Genomic DNA, 22,616 nt, shown 5'->3' with positions numbered 1-22,616 from the left:
AGCACCGGCTCCGGCTCCGGAACGACGGAAGCCCCGGCACTCGATGAGTGCCGGGGCTTCCCGGTTCTGGTGGATCTGAGGGGACTCGAACCCCTGACCCCCTGCATGCCATGCAGGTGCGCTACCAGCTGCGCCACAGACCCAGAACGACTGACCAGAAGGCCAGTTCGCGTTCCTCCGGTTCCCCGGAGGCACCAGTACAGCGTACACCACGCGAACACCGGGTGACGAAATCGTCACCGCCACCCGGGCGCGTCGCGCTGGCGGCCGGTGTCAGGCCGACTGTTCGGCAGCCTGCGCCTGGTCGGAAGGCAGCTCGAGCGGGATGACCGGGCAGTCCGACCAGAGACGCTCGAGGGAGTAGTACTGACGCTCTTCCTCGTGGAAGACGTGCACGACGATGTCCCCGAAGTCGATGAGCGCCCAGCGGCCCTCGCTCCGGCCTTCACGACGCAGCGGCTTGGCGCCCGCCTGGAGCAGACGGTCTTCGATCTCGTCGGCGATGGCGAGCACGTTGCGCTCGTTCCGGCCGGTGGCGAGCAGGAAGACGTCGGTGAGCTGGAGCGGTCGGGTGACGTCGAGGGCGACGAGGTCCTCGGCCTGCTTGGAGTCCGCCGCTTGAGCGGCGATCTGCGTCAGTTCGAGTGCGCGAGCGGAGGCGGTCACGGATTCCTTCCGGTGGTCATCCCGACGCGGTCGCCTGGATGTTCATGATGGGTCACGATCATAGGCCAGACCGTGGCTGGTGTGGGGGCCAGACGGTCCGAGCTGGTCGTGGGTGTTCCGGGCTCGCTCAGGAGCCGAAGAAGTTCGTCGCGACGAGGGCGACGACGATGACACCGGCCGCGACCACACCGACGGCACTCGCGGCGACGGCCAGCACGACCGGCGTCTTCGAGTCCTTCGGCTTGGCGGCTGCGAGCACGACCTGGCGCGTCGACGTGTGGCTCGACACGGCACGGCTCGCGCGGACCGGGCTGGCGTCCGTGTCGGGCTGCTCGTCGTGCTGCTCGAGGAGGCGGTCGACCTCGGCACCGTCGATCGGCCGGTGCGACCCGGTCGAGGACAGCGAGGAGGGCAGGTCGATCGACCCGGTGAGGATGACCTCGCCGGTGGCGTTCAACGCACCGGTGGGGTCGGCCAGCGCCGAGTTCGGCAGGATCAGTGCGTTCGTGTGCGACTCGGCGACGCGGCGGGTGCCGGTCTCCTCGTCGTGCACCTCGGCGTCGTTGGAGTCGTGCGCGAAGGTCGACCAGTGGCCGGCCGGCGGCTGGAAGGCCGTCGTCACGGGCTTCGGCTCGCGCGGGGCGTCGGCGGACGTCGGGCGCGGGGTCAACCCGGGCTGCGCAGCGGACGACGGTCGCGAGACGGGGGCGTCCGCGGGCACCACGACCGGCACCTCGTTCGTGTCGTCGTCGTCGAGGTCGAGCGGGAACACACCGGGGGCCGCTGCGGGCAGGTCGGTGGCGGGCGCGGCGACGTCGTCGGTCGCGGCCATGATCGCGTCGGGGTCGGCGTCGTGCGGGGCCCAGGTCGTGCGGTGCTGACGCGGCTCTTCGCCGTGCGCAGCGGCTTCCTCGAGGGGCTCGATGGCGTCCGGGGAGCCGTCGGCCTCGGTGGCCTGCTCGACGGCTGCGGGCTCGAGGTGCGAGATCTCGGGGTTCGGGTCCTGCCAGTGCGAGGGCTCGTCGTCCTCGATCGCCGGGGCCGCGTCGTCATCGGAGTCGACGTCCGCCGGTGCAGCATCAGTCGCAGCGACGGACGGCTCGGCGTCGACAGCAGTCTCGTCAGATCCGGCGAGCGAGTCGGAGTCGACGCGCGAGTCGGCATCGATGTCGGTGTCGGCCCGGTCCTCGTCGGCCCGGTCCTCGTCGGCGCGGCCCTCGTGGACCAGGTCGTCCGTCGGCCCGTCGACCGTCAGCGGCACGAGGGACGACTGCGCACCGATGCCGGCGGCTGCGGCTTCGACCGGGGTCGACAGCGGCGGCACCTGCGCGTCGGGAGCGGGCCCGGCGGACGGGTCCGTCAGTGTGCCGAGGACGTCCTGCACGGTGCGGTCGGACGACTGCGGGGTCGGGTTCTGCAGCGGGACCGGACGGCCACCCTGCTGCTGTGCTTCACGCAGCAGCCGCAGCTGCCGACGGGACATCCCGCCCGTGCCGGGGACGATCTCGGTCGCGGAGGCCGGGGGAACGTCGGACACACCGGTCGCGGCACCTGCGGATCGCGGTGCCGCCTGAGCGGCCGAGGCCGCCCCGGGGGCGACGTGGGAGCCGGGGCGACGACGGGCCTCCGGCGTGGTGGAGGCGGCGGCGACGGTCGGCGGCGGCGTCACGGGCTGGGCACCGCCAGAGGCGGCGCGCTCGCGCTCACGCATCTGACGCCGCGACAGCGGCGGCTGCGCGTCGGACGGACTCATGCAACGCTCCGATACAGATGGTGCTTCGAGATGTACTGGACGACACCGTCGGGCACGAGGTACCAGACGGGGGACCCGCTCCGTACCCGGTCGCGGCAGTCGGTCGAGGAGATCGCCAGCGCGGGGACCTCGAGCACACTAACGTCCCGTTCTGGGAGTCCGGTGATGCTCAGCTGGTGGCCGGGCCGGGTCACGGCGACGAAGTGCGCGAGGTCCCAGAGGCCGTCGTGGTCCTTCCAGTCGACGATCTGCTGGACGGCGTCCGCCCCGGAGATGAAGACGAGCTGGGCGTCGGGCCGCTGCTCGTGGAGGTCCTGCAGGGTGTCCACCGTGTAGGTCGGTCCGGGCCGGTCGATGTCGACGCGGCTGACCGTGAACATCGGGTTCGCCGCGGTCGCGATCACGGTCATCAGGTACCGGTGTTCGGCATCCGTGACGCCGGACTTCATGTACGGCTGGCCGGTCGGGACGAAGACGACCTCGTCGAGGTCGAAGTGCTTGGCGACCTCGGACGCTGCCACGAGGTGACCGTGGTGGATCGGGTCGAACGTCCCGCCCATCACCCCGATGCGCGGCCGACCCGTGCTCTCGAGCATCGGGTGGCGGATCAGATCTTCGAGTGGCCGAACTCGTCCACACCGGTCTCGTGCTGCCGGGTGGCCTGGAACTTGTGCGAGTGGCGGTAGGCGACGTCGCGGAAGCTCCACGTGACGAAGCCGAGGAGGGTGAAGACGCAGGCCGCGACGATCGGGAAGACGATCGCGGGGACGCCGGCCGCGTGTTCTGCGGCCTCAGCGAGGAGTGACATCTGGCAGTGCTCCGATCGATCGAGGAAGACTCCGGACCATCCTAGCCGCGGATGTGTCCCTGCCCGCGCACGAGCCACTTGGTGCTCGTGAGTTCGGGCAGCCCCATCGGGCCCCGGGCGTGCAGCTTCTGCGTGGAGATGCCGACCTCGGCGCCGAACCCGAACTCCCCGCCGTCGGTGAACCGCGTCGAAGCGTTCACCATCACCACGGCGGAGTCCACCCCGGCCAGGAAGTGCTCGGCCGTGTCGACGTCGTTCGTGACGATCGACTCGGTGTGGTGCGTCGACCACTGCGCGATGTGCGCCATCGCCGCGTCGACGTCGGGGACGACGCGGATCGACAGGTCGAGGTCCATCGACTCGGTCGCCCAGTCGGCCTCGGTGGCCCGCAGCACCCCGGGCACGATCGTCCGGGTGGCGTCGTCGCCCCGCAGGGTCACCCCGGCGGCGCGGAGACGGTCGGCCAGCACCGGCAGGAGGCGCTCGGCCGCCCGCTCGTGCACCAGCAGCGTCTCGAGGGCGTTGCACACGCTCGGTCGCTGCACCTTGCTGTTGAGGACGATGTCGACGGACCGCTCGAGGGGTGCGGACTGGTCGAGGAAGACGTGCACGACGCCGGCACCGGTCTCGATGACGGGGACCTGCGACTCGGTGACGACGGTCTGGATGAGCGAGGCACTGCCCCGCGGGATGAGCACGTCGACCAGTCCGCGGGCACGCATGAGTTCGGTCGCCCCGGCGCGTCCGAGCGGGTCGATCGTCTGCACGAGCTCCCGCGGGAGCCCCACCGAGGCGATCGCGTCCTGGATCCGACGGACGAGCACCGCGTTCGTGCGCTGCGCTGCCGACCCGCCTCGGAGGACCACCGCGTTGCCGGACTTCAGCGCCAGGGCCGCGATGTCGACCGTGACGTTCGGGCGCGCCTCGTAGATGGCCCCGACGACGCCGAAGGGCACGCGGACCTGCGCGAGCTGCAGTCCGTTCGGCAGCACCGAGCCACGGACGTGCTCCCCCACCGGGTCGGTCAGCCCCACCACGTGCTCGACCGCGTCCGCCAGTGCGTCCACCCGGTCGACGTCGAGCCGCAACCGGTCGATCAGACCCGAGCTGAGCCCGCTGTCCTCCCCCGCGACCAGGTCCTCGTGGTTCGCGGTGACGATCTCCGCCGTGCCGGCACGCAGTTCGAGTGCGATCGCCCGCAGGGCGGCGTCCTTGCCGGCCGTCGGCGTGGTCGCCAGCACCGTCGAGGCGGCCCGGGCGGCCGTCAGCGTGTCGACGAGGGGCGTGGCCGCGTGGGCCTGCGCGGGAGCGGTGAGCGACATGACCCGATCCTAGGTCAGCAGTCCGCGGTGACGAGTCGGACTGGAGGCGTGCCTCCCGTCCGCCCTGCGGCCACCGTCAGGTGCGTGGTGCGGCCCGGAACCAGGTGCCGACGTGCTCGCCACCGAGCGCGCGCTCGACGAGCGCGGTGGCCGTGACGAGGACGGACGTGCCGGCCTCGGCCGCCAGGCGGGCCGCGGCGACCTTGGTACCGGCTCCCCCGGTGCCCACCCCGGCTGCCCCGATCGACCCGAAGGTGACCCCGGCGAGCTCGTCGCCGAAGGGGACCTCGTCGATGCGGGTGGCGCCGGGCTGCTCCGGCGGCTTCGTGTACAGGGCCTCGACGTCGGAGAGCAGCACCAGGGCGTCTGCCTCGACCTGTCGGGCGACGAGCGCCGCGAGCCGGTCGTTGTCGCCGAACCGGATCTCGTGGGTGGCCACGGTGTCGTTCTCGTTCACGATCGGCAGCACCCGCAGTTCGAGCAGCCGGTTCATCGCCCGTCGGGCGTTCACCCGGTGCGTGGGGTTCTGCAGGTCACCCGCGGTGAGCAGGACCTGCGCCGCGGTCACCCCGTGCCGGTCGAGTTCCTTCTGGTACCGGAAGACCAGCACCGCCTGCCCGGTCGCTGCTGCGGCCTGCTGCGTGGCGAGGTCCTCCGGACGCCCCTCGAGCCCCAGGAACGGGAACCCGGTGGCGATGGCGCCGGAGGAGACCAGGACGACCTCGGTGCCCCGGCGGTAGGCGCCGACCAGGGCGTCGACGAGCGGACCGATCTGCGAGGCGTTGTCACCGCTGACCGAGGACGAACCGACCTTCACGACGATCCGGCGGGCGCGCGGGATGTCCGCACGCTCCGCGACGGTGCTCGGTCCGGGCACGGTGTCCGAGCTCGCCCCGGTGTTCGGTCCGGCCATGTGCTCAGTCGCGCTCGGACGTCGTCTGCTCGACCGACTGGGCCGCGGTGTCGTCGTCTGCCCACAGGCCGGCGATGCGCTCCTGCTCGAGCTCGGCACGGGCTGCGGCCTTGGCGTCCATCCGCTCGAAGTAGTCCGAACGACGCTCGTTGCGCGTGGGGCGGGCGTTGAGGTCGAGTCGGGAGTCCGTCCCGCGGGCGCTCGTGATGAGTTCCGCGGTGGAGGTCAGGGTCGGCTCCCAGTCGAAGATCATGCCGCCCTCGCCACCGATGACCACGGTGGACCCGGCGACGGCTCCGGCCTTGAACAGACCGTCCTCGACCCCGAGCTTGGCGAGCCGGTCGGCCAGGTAGCCGATCGCCTCTTCGTTGGTGAAGTCGGTCTGCTGCACCCAGCGCTCGGGCTTGCCGCCGCGGACGCGGTAGAAGCGGTGCTCCTCGCCGCCCTCGGCACGCACCGTGAAGGGCTTCTCGTCGACGGCCTTCGGACGGAGCACGATGCGCTCGACCGCGGGCTCGGCGGCGCGCTCGGTGCGGGCCTTCTCGACGACGTCGGCCAGGGCGAAGGTGAGCTCGCGCAGACCCTTGTGCGACGCGGTGGAGATCGGGAACACGCGGTAGCCGCGGGACTCGAACTCCGCCGTGACGAAGGCGGCGAGCTCGGCGGCGTCCGGCACGTCGATCTTGTTGAGCGCGATGAGCTGCGGGCGCTCGAGCAGCGGGACCTGACCCTCGGGGACCGGGTACTGCTCGAGCTCGTGGAGGATCACGTCGAGGTCGCTGATCGGGTCACGGCCGTTGTCGAGCGTGGCGCAGTCGATCACGTGCAGCAGGGCTTCGCAGCGCTCGACGTGACGCAGGAACTCGAGGCCGAGGCCCTTGCCCTCGGACGCGCCCTCGATCAGACCCGGGACGTCGGCGACGGTGAAGCGCGTGCTGCCCGACTCGACGACGCCGAGGTTCGGGGTCAGCGTGGTGAACGGGTAGTCGGCGATCTTCGGCTTGGCGGCCGAGATCGCGGCGATCAGCGAGGACTTGCCGGCACTCGGGTACCCGACCAGGGCGATGTCGGCGATGGTCTTCAGCTCGAGGCTGACGTCACCGCTCCAGCCGTGGGTGCCGAGCAGTGCGAAGCCGGGGGCCTTGCGCTTCGTGGTCGCGAGCGCGGCGTTGCCGAGACCGCCCTGGCCGCCGGGGCCGACGACGACGCGGATGCCGGGCTCGGTGAGGTCCGCGAGCACGTCGCCGTTCTCGTCGTACACGACCGTGCCGACGGGGACGGGCAGCTCGAGCGTGTCGCCACTGACCCCGCTGCGGTGGTCGCCCATGCCGGGCTGGCCGTTGCGGCTGGAGCGGTGCGGCGAGCGGTGGTAGCCGAGCAGCGTGGTGACCTGCGGGTCGGAGACGAGGACGATGTCACCGCCGTCACCGCCGTTGCCGCCGTCGGGGCCCGCAAGGGGCTTGAACTTCTCGCGACGGACGGACACACAGCCGTTGCCGCCGTTGCCTGCTGAGAGGTGCAGCGTCACGCGGTCGACGAACGTCGCCATGGGTCACTCCTGTTGTTGTTGCGGGGAAAAGCAAGGGAGGAGCAGGCACACGGCCTGCCCCTCCCGGTGAAGCTCGTCGTCAGCGACTACGCGTTGACGATGTTGATGACCTTGCGGCCACCCTTGGTGCCGAACTCGACCGCACCGGCCGAGAGGGCGAACAGCGTGTCGTCGCCACCGCGGCCGACGTTGGCGCCCGGGTGGAAGTGCGTGCCGCGCTGGCGGATGATGATCTCACCGGCGTTGACGACCTCGCCACCGAAGCGCTTCACGCCGAGGCGCTGAGCGTTCGAGTCGCGACCGTTGCGAGTGGAACTCGCACCCTTCTTGTGTGCCATGTCTGTCTCCCGCCTATGCGATCTTGGTGACCTTGACGCGCGTGAGGTCCGCGCGGAAGCCCTGGCGCTTCTTGTAACCGGTCTTGTTCTTGAACTTCTGGATGACGACCTTCGGGCCGCGGAGGTCGGCCAGGACCTCGGCGGTGACCGTCACGTTCGCGAGCTCGGCCGCGGCGGAGGTGATCTTGTCCCCGTCCACGAGGAGCACCGGCGCGAGGTCGATGTTGCCATTGTCGTCGGCCTTGATGCGGTCGATGGTGATGATCGAGCCGACCTCGACCTTCTCCTGACGGCCGCCGGCGCGCACTACTGCGTAAACCACGTGGAATCCTTACGTAACTCTGCTTGAGGGAAGTCTCGGGTGCCCACTTCTGCGCGAGCGTCCTGAGTGACCCCGGGACGATCGGCGACGCAGGCAGAACGGCCCGCTGACACCAGGGATCGAGAATACTCGATCCGACCAGGCGGGTCAAACGCCGACACGCGTACGATCGAGGGATGACCGTGCTGATCGATCCCCCGGCCTGGCCCGCGCACGACACGCTCTGGTCACACCTGGTCAGTGACTCATCCTACGACGAGCTGCACGCCTTCGCCGACCGGGCGGGTGTCCCGCGGCGTGCGTTCGACCACGACCACTACGACGTGCCGCAGGACCGCTACGCCGAACTGGTGGCCTCCGGCGCCTCGGCCGTGACCGGGCGGGAACTGGTGCTGCGCCTGATCGCCAGCGGACTGCGGGTGCCCCAGCGCGACAAGCGGAAGCCGTCCCGCACGGAGCGCTGACCGTCGACTCCGACCTGCCGGAGAAGTCGGGTTCCGCGGAACCCCCGGACCGGCGTGTCGCGGGCGCGGCAGCGCGGGCATCGCGGTGCGGCAGTGCAGCCGTCAGCGCGGGTGTCGCCCGAGCCACAGCCACGCGGCCGTCGCCGAGCCGACGAGCATCAGGGTCATCGGCAGCCCGAGCTGCAGCGGCGTGGTGACGGCCTCCACGAACAAGCGACCGAGTCCGGCGCCCAGACCCCGCTGCTGGACGGCGTCGTACGCCCCGGTGGTGATGCCGACCAGGGCGAGCGCCACCGTGCCCGCAGCGCCTGCCAGGACGGCGCGCAGGAGCACGACGGGCAGCGGCGCACGGGGCACCACCGGCACCAGGGTCACCAGCACCAGGAAGGCCGCCAGCCAGAACGGGAAGCGCGCGACGAAGACGTTCTGCACGAACGCCTCGACCAGGCTCGTGCCGCCGTGACTCCGGAACGGCCCGACGATCGTGCTCGTGCCGACCAGGCCGATCAGTCCCGCCAGGAACTCGACCATGACGACGCTGACCACCGTGAGGGCGGCACCCGTCGTCGCCAGGGTGGACACCCCGGGCGCCACGACGGGCACACGGGCCGACCGGGGCCCGGACGACCCCGGCGGGGGTACCGCACGCGGCGGCACGGCACCCCAGCCGGATCCGGACCGGTCGTGACCCGCAGCCGGGCCACGACCGGTCGGACGCTGCTCGTCCGTCACATCACTGCCCGAGGATGACGGTGCCGTCGCCCTCGGTGGCCGTCGGGTTCGCGGGGGCACTGATGCTGCCCGACGAGACGCGACGCGACCGCGCACGACCCTGACCGGGCTGCTTCGGCTCCGGCAGTGCCTGCAGCACCGAGTCCAGGAGCGACTCCGCAGCCTCCTCGCTCACCCGACGCGGTTCGCGCTTGGCGACCCCCACCGGGATGTCGAGGATGGCGACCGTCGTGTCGGCCGGCGTGACCGGGGCCGACGAGCTGACCCGACGGCGACCGGCGGGGCGCTCCTTGGGTGCGGCAGCCGGCTGCTCGGCGGCGGCAGCGGACCGCTGCGCCGACGAGGACTCCGCCGGTGCGGACTCGGATCGCGTGGACCGCGTGTGGACACCCGTCGTCGTCGCGGGGAGCACGACCTCCGGAGCGGGCGTCTCGAGCGGCGCGTGCTGCGTCTCCGGGGCGTCCGGGGCCTGCGGCGCCTGCTGGCTGTCGCCCGAGGCCTGCTGCGCATCGGCGGGCGCCTGCTGCGCATCCGTGCTCGCCTGCTGGGCATCACCGGCACGGCTGCCACGACGACGTCGACGCTTCGAGCCACCGGTCGACTCGCTCGGCGCCTCGGCCGCGGGGGCGACCGGCGACGTGGGCGTGACCGGCGACACCGGCGACGCAGCACCGGCGATGCCGGTGACCGGCACGTCGGACTCCTCGTGCGGGATCGTCGACGCGGCGATCCGGGACAGCGCGTGCTTCACGTCGTCCGTGATCTGGTGCGCCTGCGACGCCTTCGGCTCGGCCGCGGGGGCAGTGCCGTTCCCGTTGCCGTTGCCGTTCCCGCCGCGGGGCTTGCGACGGCCCTTGGTCGGGCCCGGGTCGGCGTTGTTGTCGTTGACCTTGGCGTTGACCTCGTCGAGCGACTCGCGCAGACCGACACCGATCTTCTTGCGGGTCATCTGGACGAGACCGAGCGAGGTGACCTCGGCCACCTGGTGCTTGGTCCGGTCGCGGCTCAGGCACTCCATGAGACGACGGAGCACGAGGTCCCGGTTCTCCTCGAGCACCATGTCGATGAAGTCGACGACGATGATGCCGCCGATGTCGCGCAGACGCAGCTGACGGACGAGCTCCTCGGCGGCCTCGAGGTTGTTCTTCGTGACCGTCTCCTCGAGGTTGCCCCCGGAGCCGACGAACTTGCCGGTGTTCACGTCGACGACCGTCATGGCCTCGGTGCGGTCGATCACGAGCGAACCACCGGAGGGCAGCCAGACCTTGCGGTCGAGCGCCTTCTCGATCTGCTCGTTGATCCGGTGCTCCTCGAACGAGTCGGGGCCCTGGTAGAGCTCGACGCGGTCCTTGAGGTCCGGCGCGACGGCCGACAGGTACTCGTCGATCGTCTGGCGGGCGGACTCGCCGTCGATGATGAGCTTGGTGAAGTCCTCGTTGAAGACGTCACGGACGATCTTCACGAGCAGGTCGGGCTCCGAGTGCAGCATGACCGGGGCCTGGCCGCTCTGGACCTTCTTCTCGATGGCCTCCCACTGGCTGGTGAGGCGCTGCACGTCGCGCGTCAGCTGGTCCTCGGTGGCGCCCTCGGCCGCGGTGCGCACGATGACGCCGGCGTGCTCGGGGAGGACCTCCTTGAGGATCTTCTTGAGACGGGCACGCTCGGTGTCCGGCAGCTTGCGGGAGATCCCGTTCATCGAGCCGTTCGGCACGTAGACCAGGTAGCGGCCCGGCAGGGACACCTGGCTGGTCAGGCGCGCACCCTTGTGGCCGACCGGGTCCTTCGTGACCTGCACGAGGACCTTGTCGCCCGGCTTGAGCGCGGCTTCGATGCGACGGCCGTGGCTGGTGTCGACGGAGTTCCAGTCGACCTCGCCGGCGTAGAGGACGGCGTTGCGACCGCGGCCGATGTCGACGAAGGCGGCCTCCATCGACGGCAGGACGTTCTGCACCTTGCCGAGGTAGACGTTGCCGATCAGCGACACGTTCTGCGACTTGGTGACGTAGTGCTCGGCGAGGACGTTGTCCTCGAGCACGCCGATCTCGATGGTCGAGGAGCTCGACCGGACGATCATCTGGCGGTCGACGCTCTCGCGGCGTGCGAGGAACTCGTCCTCGGTCACGACCTGGCGACGGCGTCCGGCGTCACGGCCGTCACGGCGGCGCTGCTTCTTCGCCTCGAGGCGCGTGGAGCCCTTGATGCGCTGCGGCTCGGTGATCAGCTCGGGCTCGCGGCGGCGCGGTTCGGCCTGCTCGCGGTCGCTGCTGCTCCCCCGGCGGCGGGTCCGGCGGCGGCTGCCACCCTGCTCCTCGCGGTCCTCGTCGTCCCAGCGGTCCGAACGGTCCGAACGCTCGACGCGGTCGTCGCGCGCCGGTCGGTCGTCGCGGTCGTCGCGGTCGTCACGCTCGTCACGCTCGTACCGGTCCGAACGGTCCGAACGGTCGTACCGGCCGGAGCGGGAGCCGCGTCCGGAACGCTCGGGGCGGTCGGAACGGTCGTACCGGTCGCCGCGGTCACGGTCGTGCTCGCGCTCGGAACGGGCCGGCAGCTCCGGCAGCACCGGGGCGTGGAAGATCAGGCTGAGCGTGCTCGTCGCCTTCGGGACGAACGGCTCGGCAGGTGCCGGCGCGGTCGTGTCCTCGGGACGGGAGGCCCGTTCCGCGTCCGGCGCGTCGGTTCCGTCCGTCGTCGTGGCCGCGTCGGAGCCCTCGACGGCGTCGGTCGGTGCCGCCTCAGCCTGGGTGTCCTGCTCGGCGGCGTCGCTGACGACCGGGATGTCGCCCGTCAGGGTGCTGACGTCCTCCGGCGCGGTGCTCGCGCCCGAGGTCGTGTGGACGACGACCTCGACGGCCGGGGCCGCCTCGGACGCAGCTGTCTCGACCGAAGCCGCCTCGACGTCGGCCTCGGCCGTGTCGGTGACGTCCGCGGTGTCCGACACGTCGGCACCGTCGGAGGCGTCGAGCGCCTCGGCGGCGTCGACCGCGGCTGCCGCTGCGGGCGCCTCATCGACCTCGTCGACCTCGTCCGAGGCGACCGTCTCGACGGCGTCGGTCGACGTGTCGGACGGGTCATGGGCCTCCAGGCCGCCGGACCGGGCGCGACGGCCGCCGAACAGGCGGGTTCGGCGCTTCGGCGCGTCGTCGGTGTTCTGGTTCTGGTTCTCGTTCTGCTCCACCATGGACTGGTGCACTCCTCGACCCCGCACTCACCCGCGAGGGTGGCGGGAACTCTCTCGTATCGGTGCGGGCGGCGACTCCGCCCCCGCGCTCGCTGCTGTCAGTGACCGATCGGCGTCTCGTCCGCGCCCGGTCGTCGTGGGCACCCGGCTCACGGCGGCTCGGCGTCGGAGGTGACGCGTCGTCCGGTCACGGTGCTCTGTCACAGCACCATCACGTCCGGGCGGTGGCCCGGCAAGTTCTCGTCGTCACCCGGATCGGCCGGGTGACTCCCCCATCATCGCACGCGGTCAGGGAGAACGCCGGGAGGCCCGTGCGAAGATGACGCCGTGAGTTCGACGTCTGTTGCTCCCCGCCGTCCCGTCGCCGTCGCGATCCTGCTGATCGTGACGGGTGCCGTCGGGCTGTTCGCCGCCTTCAACCTGGTGGTGGACGAGTTCGCGAAGTACGAGAACCCACAGAAGGTACTGACGTGTGACGTCAGTCCGTTCCTCAACTGCTCGAACGTCATGACGACGTGGCAGGGGCACCTGTTCGGCTTCCCGAACCCGCTGCTCGGCATGATGGGCTTCGTCGCGCCGATCGCCGTCGGTGTCGCGCTGCTGGCGGGCTTCCGCGGGACGAAGTGGTTCTGGGTCCTCTTCAACGCCGGCCTGTTCCTGGCCTGGGTCTTCGTCACCTGGCTGTTCACGCAGACCGTCTGGTTCATCGGGTACCTCTGCCTCTGGTGCATGCTCGTCTGGGCCATGACGATCCCGCTGTTCTGGGTGTCCACGGTCTGGAACCTGGCGAAGGGCAACCTGCCGTTCGGCGCCGGCGCACGTCGGGTGGGCCGCGCGCTCCTGCCGTTCTGCTGGGCGATCCCGCTGGCGAACATCCTGTTCATCATCGTGACGATCCTGGTCAAGTTCCCGCTGCTCCTCAGCACGCTCTGACCGTCTGCGCTCACGCGCGGACCGCGCACGCACCACGCACAGGCCGCGCCGGGCGCGCCTCCGCGGTGACGTGTCACCTGATTCCTGGGGTCTTCCCAGCGCAGGGACCCGGTCCCGACGGTCGGAGCCGTTACGCTCGTTCCCGATGAGCGACAACGAGAGCAAGAAGGCGCGCCGCAACGCCGCGCGCGAGCGTGCCCGCGAGGCCCGCCAGAAGGAGCAGGCCCGCCGCCGACGGAACAAGACGTTCCTGATCAGCGGCATCATCGTCGGCGCCCTTGCGGTCGTCGCGATCGTCGTGCTCGTGGTCGCGAACTCGATCCAGCCCGTCGGGCCCGGACCGAAGAACATGGCGAGCGACGGCATCCTGCTCACGGGGAAGAGCGGCAAGATCGTCCCCGTCGAGACGAAGGCGATCCCCGAGGGCGGCAAGCCGACGGCGACGAAGCAGGACGACTCGGTCGCGAACATCACCGTGTACGAGGACTACATGTGCCCGATCTGCAACCAGTTCGAGACGGGCAACATGACCCAGATCAAGCAGTGGGTCAAGGACGGCACCGCCACCCTCGAGGTGCACCCGTTCAACCTGCTCGACCGCTCCTCGCTCGGCTCGAAGTACTCGACCCGCTCGGCCGCCGCGGCCGCCTGCGTCGCGAACTACGACCCCGAGGCCTTCCTCGACGTCAACAGCGCCTTCTACGCGAACCAGCCGTCGGAGAACACCCGCGGTCTGACGAACGACGAGCTGGCCAAGATCGCGAAGAAGGCCGGCGCGACGAACGCGAAGGTGCAGTCCTGCATCACCGACCAGAAGTTCGCCGCCTGGGTCGGTGACGCCACGAACCGCGTCCTGACCCAGCCGCTCGCCAACTCCGACCTGCCGAAGCTGACCGGTACGCCGACCGTCATCGTCAACGGCAAGCAGTACAACGGCACCGGCACCAACGCCTGGTCCGACGCGCAGTCGTTCGCCTCCTTCGTGGAGCAGAACGGCGGCAAGTAGCCACCGGACAACGACGAAGGCCCCCGCACTCTCGAGTGCGGGGGCCTTCGTCGTTGCGACTCGGCTCAGTCGAAGTAGCTCAGCTCAGGCGAACCAGAGGCCGAGCTCGCGCGCGGCGGACTCGGTGGAGTCGGAGCCGTGCACCAGGTTCTGCTGGACCTTGAGGCCCCAATCGCGGCCCAGGTCACCACGGATGGTGCCCGGCGCGGCGGAGGTCGGGTCGGTGGTGCCGGCGAGCGAACGGAACCCGGCGATGACGCCGTTGCCCGCCACGCGGACGGCGACGACCGGACCGGACTGCATGAACTCGACGAGCGGCTCGAAGAACGGCTTGCCCTGGTGCTCTTCGTAGTGGCTGTCGAGCAGGTCGCGCGGCGCGGTCAGCATCTTCAGGTCGACGATCTCGTAGCCCTTGGCCTCGATCCGGCGGAGGATCTCACCGGTGAGCTGGCGGGCGACGCCGTCGGGCTTGACGAGGACGAGGGTCTCTTCGAGTTCGGACACAGCGGGACTCCCTGCGGTTCGGGGGTGGTGGTGGGTCAGTCCTCGCCGAGTGCGGCTCGGCGGGCGGCGTTCTGGCGGTCGAGCTGACCGCCCTTGACGAAGCAGAACACCCACAGCGCCAGGAACACCACGCCCACCGCGACCATGAAGGGCTCGATGAACCCGGTGGCGAGGATGGCCGCCTGCAGCAGCCACCCGAACCATACACCGGCCCGGGAACCGGTCAGACGGGACGCGAGGGCCAGGATCACGATCGCCGCGATCCCGCCGCCGAAGGCCAGCCCGGCCGGCAGGGTGTGCTTGCCGAAGACGACGAGCATCGGGAAGAAGAACATGATCGCCTCGAGCACCAGGGTGATCGACAGCAGGCTCTCGCGCGCCCCACGGTCGCGACGCGGACGTCGCATCCGGGGTGCGCGCGGCGGCCGGGAGGCCCGTCCTGCGTCCGTCACTTCGACCCGCCTTCCCGGTGCACGAGTTCCATCACGGCGCCGACCATGACGATCGAGCCGGCGACCAGGACCATCGCGTCCTCGGCGTCGGCGTCGTCGGCCAGGTCACGGGCCTCCTGGAGGGCACCGGCGAGCGACGGCTCGACGACGACCCGGTCGTTGCCGACCTCGTCCACGACGACCCGGGCGAACTCGTCGGCGTCGAGCGCCCGCTCACCCGGCGGCTGCGTCACGACGAACGTGGCGACGGTGTCCTTCAGGGCGCGGACGAACCCGCGGGCGTCCTTGTCGCGGAGGATCCCGACGACGCCGACGACGTGGTCGGACGGGAACGCCACCGGCAGCGCGTCGGCGAGGGCCTTCGCGCCGTGCGGGTTGTGCGCCGCGTCGACCACGACGGTCGGCCCGGTCGCGATCGGCTGCAGACGACCCGGGCTCGTGGCGTTCGCGAGCCCCTCGCTGAGCACGTCCTCGTCGAGGGCCTGGCTGCCGCGGCCGAGGAACGACTCGACGGCGGCGATGGCGACGGCCGCGTTGTGGGCCTGGTGTGCGCCGAACAGCGGCACGAACAGGTCGTCGTAGGTGCCGGCGATGCCCTGCACGCTGACGAGCTGTCCGCCGACGGCCGGGGTGTCGCTCGTGACCCGGAAGGCCGTGCCCTCGACCGCGAGGGTCGACTCGGTGAGTTCGGCGGCCCGCTCGAGTTCGGCGAGGGCCTCGGGCGTCTGCGCGCTCGACACCACGGACGAGGACGGCTTCACGATGCCCGACTTCGTCCGGGCGATCTCGGCGACGGTGTTGCCGAGCTGCTTCGCGTGGTCGATCGCGATCGGGGTGAAGACCTGCACCTGGCTCTGCACGACGTTGGTGGAGTCCCACTCGCCGCCCATGCCGACCTCGATCACGGCGACGTCGACGGGCGCCTCGGCGAAGCACGCGAGCGCCAGGACGGTCAGCGCTTCGAAGAACGTCAGCGGCAGCTCGCCCTTCGCGGTGAGCTCGGCGTCGGTCATCTCGAGGATCGGGGTGATGTCGTCCCAGTTCTCGACGAGGCGGCTCGACTCGATGGGCTCGCCGTCGATGACGATGCGCTCCCGGATCGACACCAGGTGCGGGCTGGTCATCAGGCCGGTGCGCAGGCCGTGGGCGCGGACGATGCTCTCGGTCATCCGGGCCGTCGAGGTCTTGCCGTTCGTGCCGGTGATGTGGATGACCGGGTACGCCAGGTGCGGGTCGCCGAGCAGCTCGACGGCACGGCGGGTCGCGGTCAGGCGGTGCTCGGGCGACTGCTCGCCGATCCGGGCGTACAGGGCGGCCTCGACGCGCTTGACCTCGTCGTCGTCACCGCCGTAGGGCAGGGCGTCGCCGGGGGCGGTGTCGCCGGCCGGGCCGACGGGGATCTCGACCCCGTCGGGGGCGAGGTCGTCCGTGTCGTCGGGTGCCATGTCGTCGTCGTGCGCGTCGTACTCGTTGCTGTCGCTCATGCGCGTGCCACCTCCACGGACACCTTCGCGTCGTCGCCGACCTCGGTCGCGGGGTCGTCCGCGCCGAAGTCGGTCGCGACGACGTCGATCGTCGTCGCCAGGGTCTCCCCGGCGATCAGCTGGTCGTGCTCGCGCACCGCGTCGGCGGCGGCGGTCGAGACCCGGAGCGTCAGGGCGATGCGGTCGCCGACGTCGAGTCCGGCGTCACGGCGGGCCTGCTGCACGGCGCGGACGACGTCGCGGGCCAGGCCCTCGGCCTCGAGCTCGGGCGTCGTGACGGTGTCGAGGACGACGAAGCCGCCGCCGTCCAGGAACGCCACGGCCGTCGCCGCGTCCGCGACCGTGAGGTCGAGGGTGTACTCGCCCTCGACCAGGTCGATGCCGCCGACGGTGACGCCGGTCTCGGTCGCCACCCAGTCGCCCTTCTTGGCGGCCGGGATCACCTGCTGCACGGCCTTGCCGATGCGGGGGCCGGCGGCACGGGCGTTGACGGTGAGCTTCCGCTCGATGCCGTACTGCGCCAGTGACTCCTCGGCCTGCTCCTCGAGGACGACCTGCTTCACGTTGAGCTCGTCGCGGAGGATGTCCGCGAACGGCTCGACCGCGGCGGGGTCCGGCACGACGAGCGTCAGGGTCGCCAGCGGCAGGCGGACCCGCTTGCCGGTCGACTTGCGGAGTGCGAGCCCCTTCGAGGCGACGTCGCGCACGCGGTCCATCGCCGCGACCAGAGCGTCGTCGGCGGGGAACTCAGCGGCGTCCGGCCAGTCGGTCAGGTGCACACTGCGGTCGCCGGTCAGGCCCTTCCAGACCTCCTCCGTGACGAGGGGCGCCAGCGGCGCCGACACCCGGGCGAGTGTCTCGAGGACCGTGAACAGCGTGTCGAACGCGGCCGTCGCCTCTGCGGACGACTCGGCGCCCGCCCAGAACTTGTCGCGCGACCGGCGGACGTACCAGTTCGTGAGCACGTCGGCGAAGTCGCGGATCGCCTGGGCGGCCAGCGGGGTGTCGAGCGCGTCGAGGTGCGTCGTGACGTCCGCGACGAGGACCCGGGTCTTCGCGAGCAGGTACCGGTCGAGCACGTCGGTGCTCGCCGTGCTGCGGCTCGCCTGGTACCCCTCGGCGCCCGAGGCGTTCGCGTAGAGGGTGAAGAAGTAGTACGTCGACCACAGCGGCAGCAGGAACTCGCGGACGCCCTGGCGGATGCCCTCTTCGGTGACGACGAGGTTGCCGCCGCGGATCACCGACGACGACATCAGGAACCAGCGCATGGCGTCGGCTCCGTCGCGGTCGAAGACCTCGGACACGTCCGGGTAGTTCCGCAGGCTCTTCGACATCTTCTGACCGTCGGAGCCGAGCACGATGCCGTGGCTGATGACGTTCGTGAACGCCGGCCGGTCGAACAGTGCGGTGGAGAGCACGTGCATGACGTAGAACCAGCCGCGCGTCTGCCCGATGTACTCGACGATGAAGTCGGCCGGGCTGTGGGCGTCGAACCACTCGGCGTTCTCGAACGGGTAGTGCACCTGGGCGTACGGCATCGACCCGGAGTCGAACCACACGTCGAACACGTCGGTGATCCGGCGCATCGTGGACTGCCCGGTGGGGTCGTCCGGGTTCGGGCGGGTCAGGTCGTCGATGAACGGGCGGTGCAGGTCGACCTGGCCCTCGGCGTTCAGCGGCAGGCGACCGAAGTCACGCTCGATCTCCGCGAGCGAGCCGTAGACATCGGTACGGGGGTGCTCCGGGTCGTCGGAGACCCAGACCGGGATCGGCGTGCCGAAGTACCGGTTGCGGGACACCGACCAGTCGATGGCGTTGCCGACCCACTTGCCGAACTGGCCGTCCTTGACGTTGTCCGGCACCCAGTTGACGTCCTGGTTGAGCTCGCCCATGCGGTCGCGCAGCTCGGTCACGCGGACGAACCACGACGACACGGCCTTGTAGATGAGGGGCTTGCGGCAGCGCCAGCAGTGCGGGTAGCTGTGCTCGTAGGACGCCTGGCGGAGCAGACGTCCGGCGTCGCGCACGGCCTTCGTCAGCGGCTTGTTCGCGTCCGACCAGAGCATGCCGGCGACCTCGCCGAACTGGGACGTGAAGACGCCGCCGTCGTCGAGCGAGAGCACCACGGGGATGCCCGCGGCCGCGCAGACCTCTTGGTCGTCGGCACCGTAGGCCGGGGCCTGGTGCACGATGCCGGTGCCCTCGCCGGTCTCGACGTACTCGGCGACCAGGAGCTTCCAGCCGTTCTCCATGCCCTCGGTCTCAGCCAAGAAGTCGAACAGGCGCTCGTAGGTGACGCCGTCGAGCTCCCGGCCCGCGACCGTGCGGGTGACGGCCTCGACGGCCTCCTCGGCCGACGCGTACCCGAGGTCCTTCGCGTGCGCGGCCACGGTGTCGGACGCGAGCAGGTACTGCGCCGAACCGGCGCTGCCACCGTCCGCCGCGCCTCCCGGCCCGGCCGGCACGACCGCGTAGGCGATCTCCGGACCGACCGCGAGCGCCGCGTTCGTCGGCAGGGTCCACGGCGTCGTCGTCCAGGCGAGGGCGCGCACGCCGGCCAGGCCGAGCTCGTCTGCCCGGGCGCCCGTCAGCGGGAACGCGACGGTGACGGACTGGTCCTGACGCGTCTTGTAGACGTCGTCGTCCATCCGCAGCTCGTGGTTCGACAGCGGGGTCTGGTCGTTCCAGCAGTACGGCAGGACCCGGAAGCCCTCGTACGCCAGGCCCTTGTCCCACAGGGTCTTCCACGCCCAGAGGACGCTCTCCATGAAGGTGACGTCGAGGGTCTTGTAGTCGTCCTCGAAGTCGACCCAGCGCGCCTGGCGGGTGACGTACCGCTGCCAGTCGTCGGTGTACTGCAGGACGGACTTCTTGGCGGCGGCGTTGAACACGTCGATGCCCATGGCGTCGATCTCGTGCTTCTCGGTGATGCCGAGCTGCCGCATCGCCTCGAGTTCAGCGGGCAGGCCGTGCGTGTCCCACCCGAAGCGGCGGTGCACCTGCTTGCCGCGCATGGTCTGGTAGCGCGGGAAGACGTCCTTGGCGTAGCCGGTCAGCAGGTGCCCGTAGTGCGGCAGGCCGTTGGCGAACGGCGGGCCGTCGTAGAAGGTCCACTCGTCCGAGCCCTCGCGCTGCGCGATCGAGGCGCGGAAGGTGTCGTCGCCCTTCCAGAAGGCGAGGATGCCGTCCTCGACCGCGGGGAAGGACGGGGACGGGGAGACACCGTCCGCACCGTTCGACGGCTCGTTCGCGGGATCGCGGTTCAGGGGGTAACGCACCGGATGGCTCCTGGAGGTCGGTGGAACTGGACCACGAGGACGGAGCCTGCGCTCCGCGGTACCACCTCGCTTGCCTCGGACCGGCGCGACCGCCTGTTCGTGACCACTCTGCGTCGGGGATGGTGACGGTCCCGAACCCGTCCGGTTCTACTGACGACCCCCGTCGGGTGCCGCGTTCTTCCGGATGGCTCCCCGGTGATGGCCGGATCGATGCCTGTGCACCCGACTCTACCGGACGAGAGCATGCTGGAGCGATGCCCTCGTCGACGTCATCCGAGGCTCCGGAGACCACTCCGGACGCCTCGTCCTCCAGCTCGGAACAGAAGCCGGAGTCCCTGCTCACCGTCCTCATCGCGTTCGGCGCGAACCTGCTCGTCGCCGTCGCGAAGTCCGTCGCAGCGATGCTCACCGGGTCCGCCTCGATGGTGGCCGAGGCCGCGCACTCGTGGGCCGACACCGGCAACGAGGTGTTCCTGCTCATCGCCGAACGGCGGGGCGCCCGGAAGCGCGATGCCCGGCACCCGCTCGGCTACGGCCGGGAGACCTACATCTGGTCGATGTTCGCCGCGTTCGGGCTCTTCACCGCGGGTGCGATCGTGTCGATCTACCACGGCATCACCGAGCTCGGGGACACCGGACCGGCCGAGGACGTCCTGCTCAACTACATCGTGCTCGGGGTGTCGTTCCTGCTCGAGGGCACGAGCTTCCTGCAGGCCTTCCGGCAGGCGCACGGGGCCGCGACGAAGCGCCGGGTGCCGGTCCTCCGCCACGTGCTGCAGTCGTCGAACCCGACGCTCCGAGCGGTGTTCGCCGAGGACGCCGCCGCGCTCATCGGCCTGGTGATCGCGTTCCTCGGTGTCTTCCTGCACCAGGTCACGGGCCTCGCCGTGTTCGACGCCATCGGGTCGATCGCCGTCGGCCTGCTGCTCGGCGTCGTCGCGATCGTCCTCATCGACCGCAACCGCCGGTTCCTGCTCGGTGAGAGCACGTCGCCCGAGCTCGAGGACGCCGTGCTCGTCGAGCTGCTCGCCCGCGACCAGGTCGAGAGCGTCAGCTACCTGCACCTGGAGTTCGTCGGCCCGTCGCGTGTCTACATGGTCGCGGCGGTCGACCTGGTCGGCAACGACACCGAGGAGCACGTCGCCGGCCGGCTGCGGAAGATCGAGCAGTCGCTCGAGGACAGCCAGTACGTCGAGGAGGCCGTGCTCACGTTGTCCGTGCCGGGTGCGGCGGTCCTGGTGCCGACCGGGGACGAGATCCCCGAGGTCGTCAAGGACGGGACCGTCGAGGACGTCGCGGCGGGCGGCGCGGGGACCCTCCGCGCCTGACCGGGCCGCGGGGGTCGATCAGCAGTCGGCTTCGGTGAACTCGAGGTCGACCGTCTTGTCGGAGCCGGGGAAGACGTAGGAGTACCGCATCGCGATGTCCTCCTCGAGGATGTCCCGCGTCGCCGTCGTCGAGCAGAGGTTCGACAGCACCGAGCTGCGGATCGCCCGCTCGGAGATCGCGGTCGGGTCGGCGGCGACGCTGTAGCGGTAGTGGATCGCGTCGTCCTCGGCGTCGACCCCGGTCCAGGTCGTGATCGCGTCGACCTGCTTCGGGAAGGTCGTCTGCTCGGTGATCTTCTTGACGCCCTCGTCGACGAGCTCCTGCTTCGACGGACCGCCGAACGAGGACAGACCCCAGCGCACCAGGGCACCGGCGACGAGGAACGCCACGATGCCGACGACCGCCACCAGGACCCGACGGCCGCGGGGCTGCTGCGGGCGACCACCGTACGCGGCGGCACCGCCGGGCTGCATCATCGGTGCACCGCCGCCCTGCCAGGGCTGCTGACCCTGGGGGCCGGCCGCGCCGGCGGGGTACTGCGGGGGCTGGCCGCCGAACTGGGGCGGCTGGCCACCGAACTGGGGCTGCTGGCCACCGAACTGGGGCTGCTGGCCACCGAACTGCGGCGGCTGGCCACTGTCCTGCGGCGCCTGCTGGCCGCCGGGCTGCCCCGGGAACTGCGGTGCCTGGCCGGCCGGGTACTGCGGCTGCTGCTGCTGCGGGTACTCCGGTGCTGGCGCAGCGGCGTCCTGGGGTGCCTGTGTCGGGTACTCCGGTGCCGGTGCTGCGGCGTCCTGCGGCGCCTGGGCCGGGTACTCCGGGGCCTGGGCGGCATCACCCTCGTGGCGCTCCGGGTCCGGCCCACCCGTTCCGGACGACGACGGCTGCTGCTGATCGGGTGTGTCGGGCACGGTTCCCCCTGGAGTCGGTGGCCGTCCCCCTCGGACGGCGCACCCAGAACCTACCAGCGGACCGGCAGCGGGTCAGCGCGCGTCGAGCCCCGCGACGACGGGCGTCAACGCGGCACCGACGTACTCGACGAGTGGACGCCGACCGACGCCGTCCGTCACCCAGACCCCGAACGCCGCGGCCGCCGCCCCGAGCATCGCGCCGGCCACGGTCTGCGGCCAGAGCGACCCCGGGTGCTCCCCGGTCCGCCCGGCCACGAAGGACGCGACCGCCTGGTGCTGCGCGGTGACCCGGGTGGCGACGCTCGCGACGAGTTCGGCGCCGACGTCCATCACCTCGGCCTGCGCGATCGCCCACGGCACCCGGTCCGGGTCGTGGGCGCGGGCCGCGGCGAGCAGGGCGTCCTCGACCGCGCGGACGACACTCGACTCGGCAGAGGTCGCCAGGTGCTGCGGCAGGTCGGCCACCGCGGCGTCGAGGTCGAGCCACATCACGTCGGACTTCGCGGCGAAGTAGTTGAAGAAGGTGGCGCGGCTGACCCCGGCGCGGGCGGCGATGTGGTCCACCGTCGTCTTGGTGTAGCCCTGCTCGAGGAAGAGCTCGGCGGCGGCGTCCGCGAGCACCTCGGCACTCGATCGGCGCGGTCGACCGCCTCGGCGGGTGGGTTCGTCCATGC

General features: G+C 71.0%; 21 protein-coding genes and 1 tRNA gene. 4 read left to right on the top strand and 18 right to left on the bottom strand.

What is annotated here, in order from left to right; translation table 11 throughout:
* Positions 1-67 precede the first annotated feature (67 nt).
* From DEI97_RS05500 to rplU, 10 genes are all read right to left on the bottom strand, one after another.
* Positions 68-143 (bottom strand) — tRNA-Ala (locus DEI97_RS05500).
* A gap of 130 nt (positions 144-273) precedes the next feature.
* Positions 274-666, bottom strand: a complete 393-nt coding sequence (gene rsfS / locus DEI97_RS05495; RefSeq protein ID WP_111076215.1) for a ribosome silencing factor — start codon at positions 664-666, stop codon at positions 274-276.
* A gap of 127 nt (positions 667-793) precedes the next feature.
* The gene (locus DEI97_RS05490) at positions 794-2,419 is read right to left on the bottom strand and encodes a hypothetical protein (RefSeq protein ID WP_111076214.1); all 1,626 of its coding nucleotides are present in this window, start codon (positions 2,417-2,419) and stop codon (positions 794-796) included.
* The gene (nadD, locus tag DEI97_RS05485; RefSeq protein WP_111076213.1) at positions 2,416-3,015 is read right to left on the bottom strand and encodes a nicotinate-nucleotide adenylyltransferase; all 600 of its coding nucleotides are present in this window, start codon (positions 3,013-3,015) and stop codon (positions 2,416-2,418) included. Before nadD ends, DEI97_RS05490 begins: the two co-directional genes overlap by 4 nt.
* 11 nt (positions 3,016-3,026) lie before the next feature.
* On the bottom strand, positions 3,027-3,227 hold the full coding sequence (locus DEI97_RS05480; RefSeq protein ID WP_110903974.1) for a hypothetical protein: 201 nt from the start codon (positions 3,225-3,227) through the stop codon (positions 3,027-3,029).
* Between the two features lie 41 nt (positions 3,228-3,268).
* Positions 3,269-4,549: a glutamate-5-semialdehyde dehydrogenase gene (locus DEI97_RS05475; RefSeq protein WP_111076212.1), complete on the bottom strand. Its 1,281-nt coding sequence runs from the start codon at positions 4,547-4,549 to the stop codon at positions 3,269-3,271.
* Between the two features lie 76 nt (positions 4,550-4,625).
* Positions 4,626-5,462 (bottom strand): glutamate 5-kinase, encoded by an 837-nt coding sequence (proB, locus tag DEI97_RS05470; protein WP_111076211.1) that lies wholly within the window; start codon positions 5,460-5,462, stop codon positions 4,626-4,628.
* Positions 5,463-5,466: 4 nt separating this feature from the next.
* Complete coding sequence (gene obgE / locus DEI97_RS05465; protein WP_111076210.1) at positions 5,467-7,011, bottom strand: GTPase ObgE; 1,545 nt, start codon at positions 7,009-7,011, stop codon at positions 5,467-5,469.
* Positions 7,012-7,097: 86 nt separating this feature from the next.
* The gene (gene rpmA, locus DEI97_RS05460) at positions 7,098-7,349 is read right to left on the bottom strand and encodes a 50S ribosomal protein L27 (RefSeq protein WP_110903977.1); all 252 of its coding nucleotides are present in this window, start codon (positions 7,347-7,349) and stop codon (positions 7,098-7,100) included.
* Between the two features lie 13 nt (positions 7,350-7,362).
* Entirely contained in the window at positions 7,363-7,671 is a 309-nt protein-coding gene (rplU, locus tag DEI97_RS05455; protein WP_111052511.1) for a 50S ribosomal protein L21, read from the bottom strand.
* Positions 7,672-7,847: 176 nt separating this feature from the next.
* On the opposite strand from rplU, the gene DEI97_RS05450 reads away from it, so the two are divergent.
* Positions 7,848-8,135, top strand: a complete 288-nt coding sequence (locus tag DEI97_RS05450) for a DUF4031 domain-containing protein (RefSeq protein WP_111076209.1) — start codon at positions 7,848-7,850, stop codon at positions 8,133-8,135.
* Between the two features lie 102 nt (positions 8,136-8,237).
* On the opposite strand, the gene DEI97_RS05445 is transcribed toward DEI97_RS05450, so the two are convergent.
* A complete protein-coding gene (locus DEI97_RS05445; protein WP_146248244.1) occupies positions 8,238-8,717 on the bottom strand; it encodes a hypothetical protein in 480 nt (159 codons plus the stop codon).
* A gap of 151 nt (positions 8,718-8,868) precedes the next feature.
* Complete coding sequence (locus DEI97_RS05440) at positions 8,869-12,045, bottom strand: Rne/Rng family ribonuclease (RefSeq protein WP_111076207.1); 3,177 nt, start codon at positions 12,043-12,045, stop codon at positions 8,869-8,871.
* Positions 12,046-12,372: 327 nt separating this feature from the next.
* On the opposite strand from DEI97_RS05440, the gene DEI97_RS05435 reads away from it, so the two are divergent.
* Positions 12,373-12,978 carry a vitamin K epoxide reductase family protein gene (locus tag DEI97_RS05435; RefSeq protein WP_111076206.1) on the top strand — a complete coding sequence of 202 codons (606 nt, stop codon included), beginning with the start codon at positions 12,373-12,375 and terminating at the stop codon, positions 12,976-12,978.
* Between the two features lie 145 nt (positions 12,979-13,123).
* A complete protein-coding gene (locus DEI97_RS05430) occupies positions 13,124-13,984 on the top strand; it encodes a DsbA family protein (protein WP_111076205.1) in 861 nt (286 codons plus the stop codon).
* Between the two features lie 84 nt (positions 13,985-14,068).
* Here DEI97_RS05430 and ndk read toward each other — a convergent pair whose 3' ends face one another.
* From ndk to ileS, 4 genes are read right to left on the bottom strand one after another with little or no spacing between them, the layout of a single operon-like run.
* Positions 14,069-14,488: a nucleoside-diphosphate kinase gene (gene ndk / locus DEI97_RS05425; protein ID WP_111076204.1), complete on the bottom strand. Its 420-nt coding sequence runs from the start codon at positions 14,486-14,488 to the stop codon at positions 14,069-14,071.
* Between the two features lie 35 nt (positions 14,489-14,523).
* A complete protein-coding gene (locus DEI97_RS05420; protein WP_146248243.1) occupies positions 14,524-14,940 on the bottom strand; it encodes a DUF4233 domain-containing protein in 417 nt (138 codons plus the stop codon).
* Positions 14,937-16,424 carry a bifunctional folylpolyglutamate synthase/dihydrofolate synthase gene (locus tag DEI97_RS05415; RefSeq protein WP_111076202.1) on the bottom strand — a complete coding sequence of 496 codons (1,488 nt, stop codon included), beginning with the start codon at positions 16,422-16,424 and terminating at the stop codon, positions 14,937-14,939. Before DEI97_RS05415 ends, DEI97_RS05420 begins: the two co-directional genes overlap by 4 nt.
* Positions 16,421-19,702, bottom strand: coding sequence for an isoleucine--tRNA ligase (gene ileS / locus DEI97_RS05410; protein WP_181439362.1), 3,282 nt, complete (start codon positions 19,700-19,702; stop codon positions 16,421-16,423). The genes DEI97_RS05415 and ileS overlap by 4 nt, the downstream gene beginning before the upstream one ends.
* A gap of 254 nt (positions 19,703-19,956) precedes the next feature.
* Here ileS and DEI97_RS05405 point away from each other — a divergent pair, with 254 nt between their 5' ends.
* A complete protein-coding gene (locus DEI97_RS05405; protein WP_111076201.1) occupies positions 19,957-21,030 on the top strand; it encodes a cation diffusion facilitator family transporter in 1,074 nt (357 codons plus the stop codon).
* Between the two features lie 18 nt (positions 21,031-21,048).
* On the opposite strand, the gene DEI97_RS05400 is transcribed toward DEI97_RS05405, so the two are convergent.
* On the bottom strand, positions 21,049-21,942 hold the full coding sequence (locus DEI97_RS05400; protein WP_111076200.1) for a hypothetical protein: 894 nt from the start codon (positions 21,940-21,942) through the stop codon (positions 21,049-21,051).
* A gap of 72 nt (positions 21,943-22,014) precedes the next feature.
* Complete coding sequence (locus DEI97_RS05395; protein WP_181439361.1) at positions 22,015-22,614, bottom strand: TetR/AcrR family transcriptional regulator; 600 nt, start codon at positions 22,612-22,614, stop codon at positions 22,015-22,017.
* Between the last annotated feature and the right edge of the window lie 2 nt (positions 22,615-22,616).

It is taken from the genome of Curtobacterium sp. MCLR17_032, from assembly GCF_003234795.2.
GTDB lineage: Bacteria > Actinomycetota > Actinomycetes > Actinomycetales > Microbacteriaceae > Curtobacterium.
This window is presented reverse-complemented; position numbering and strand designations above follow the sequence as displayed.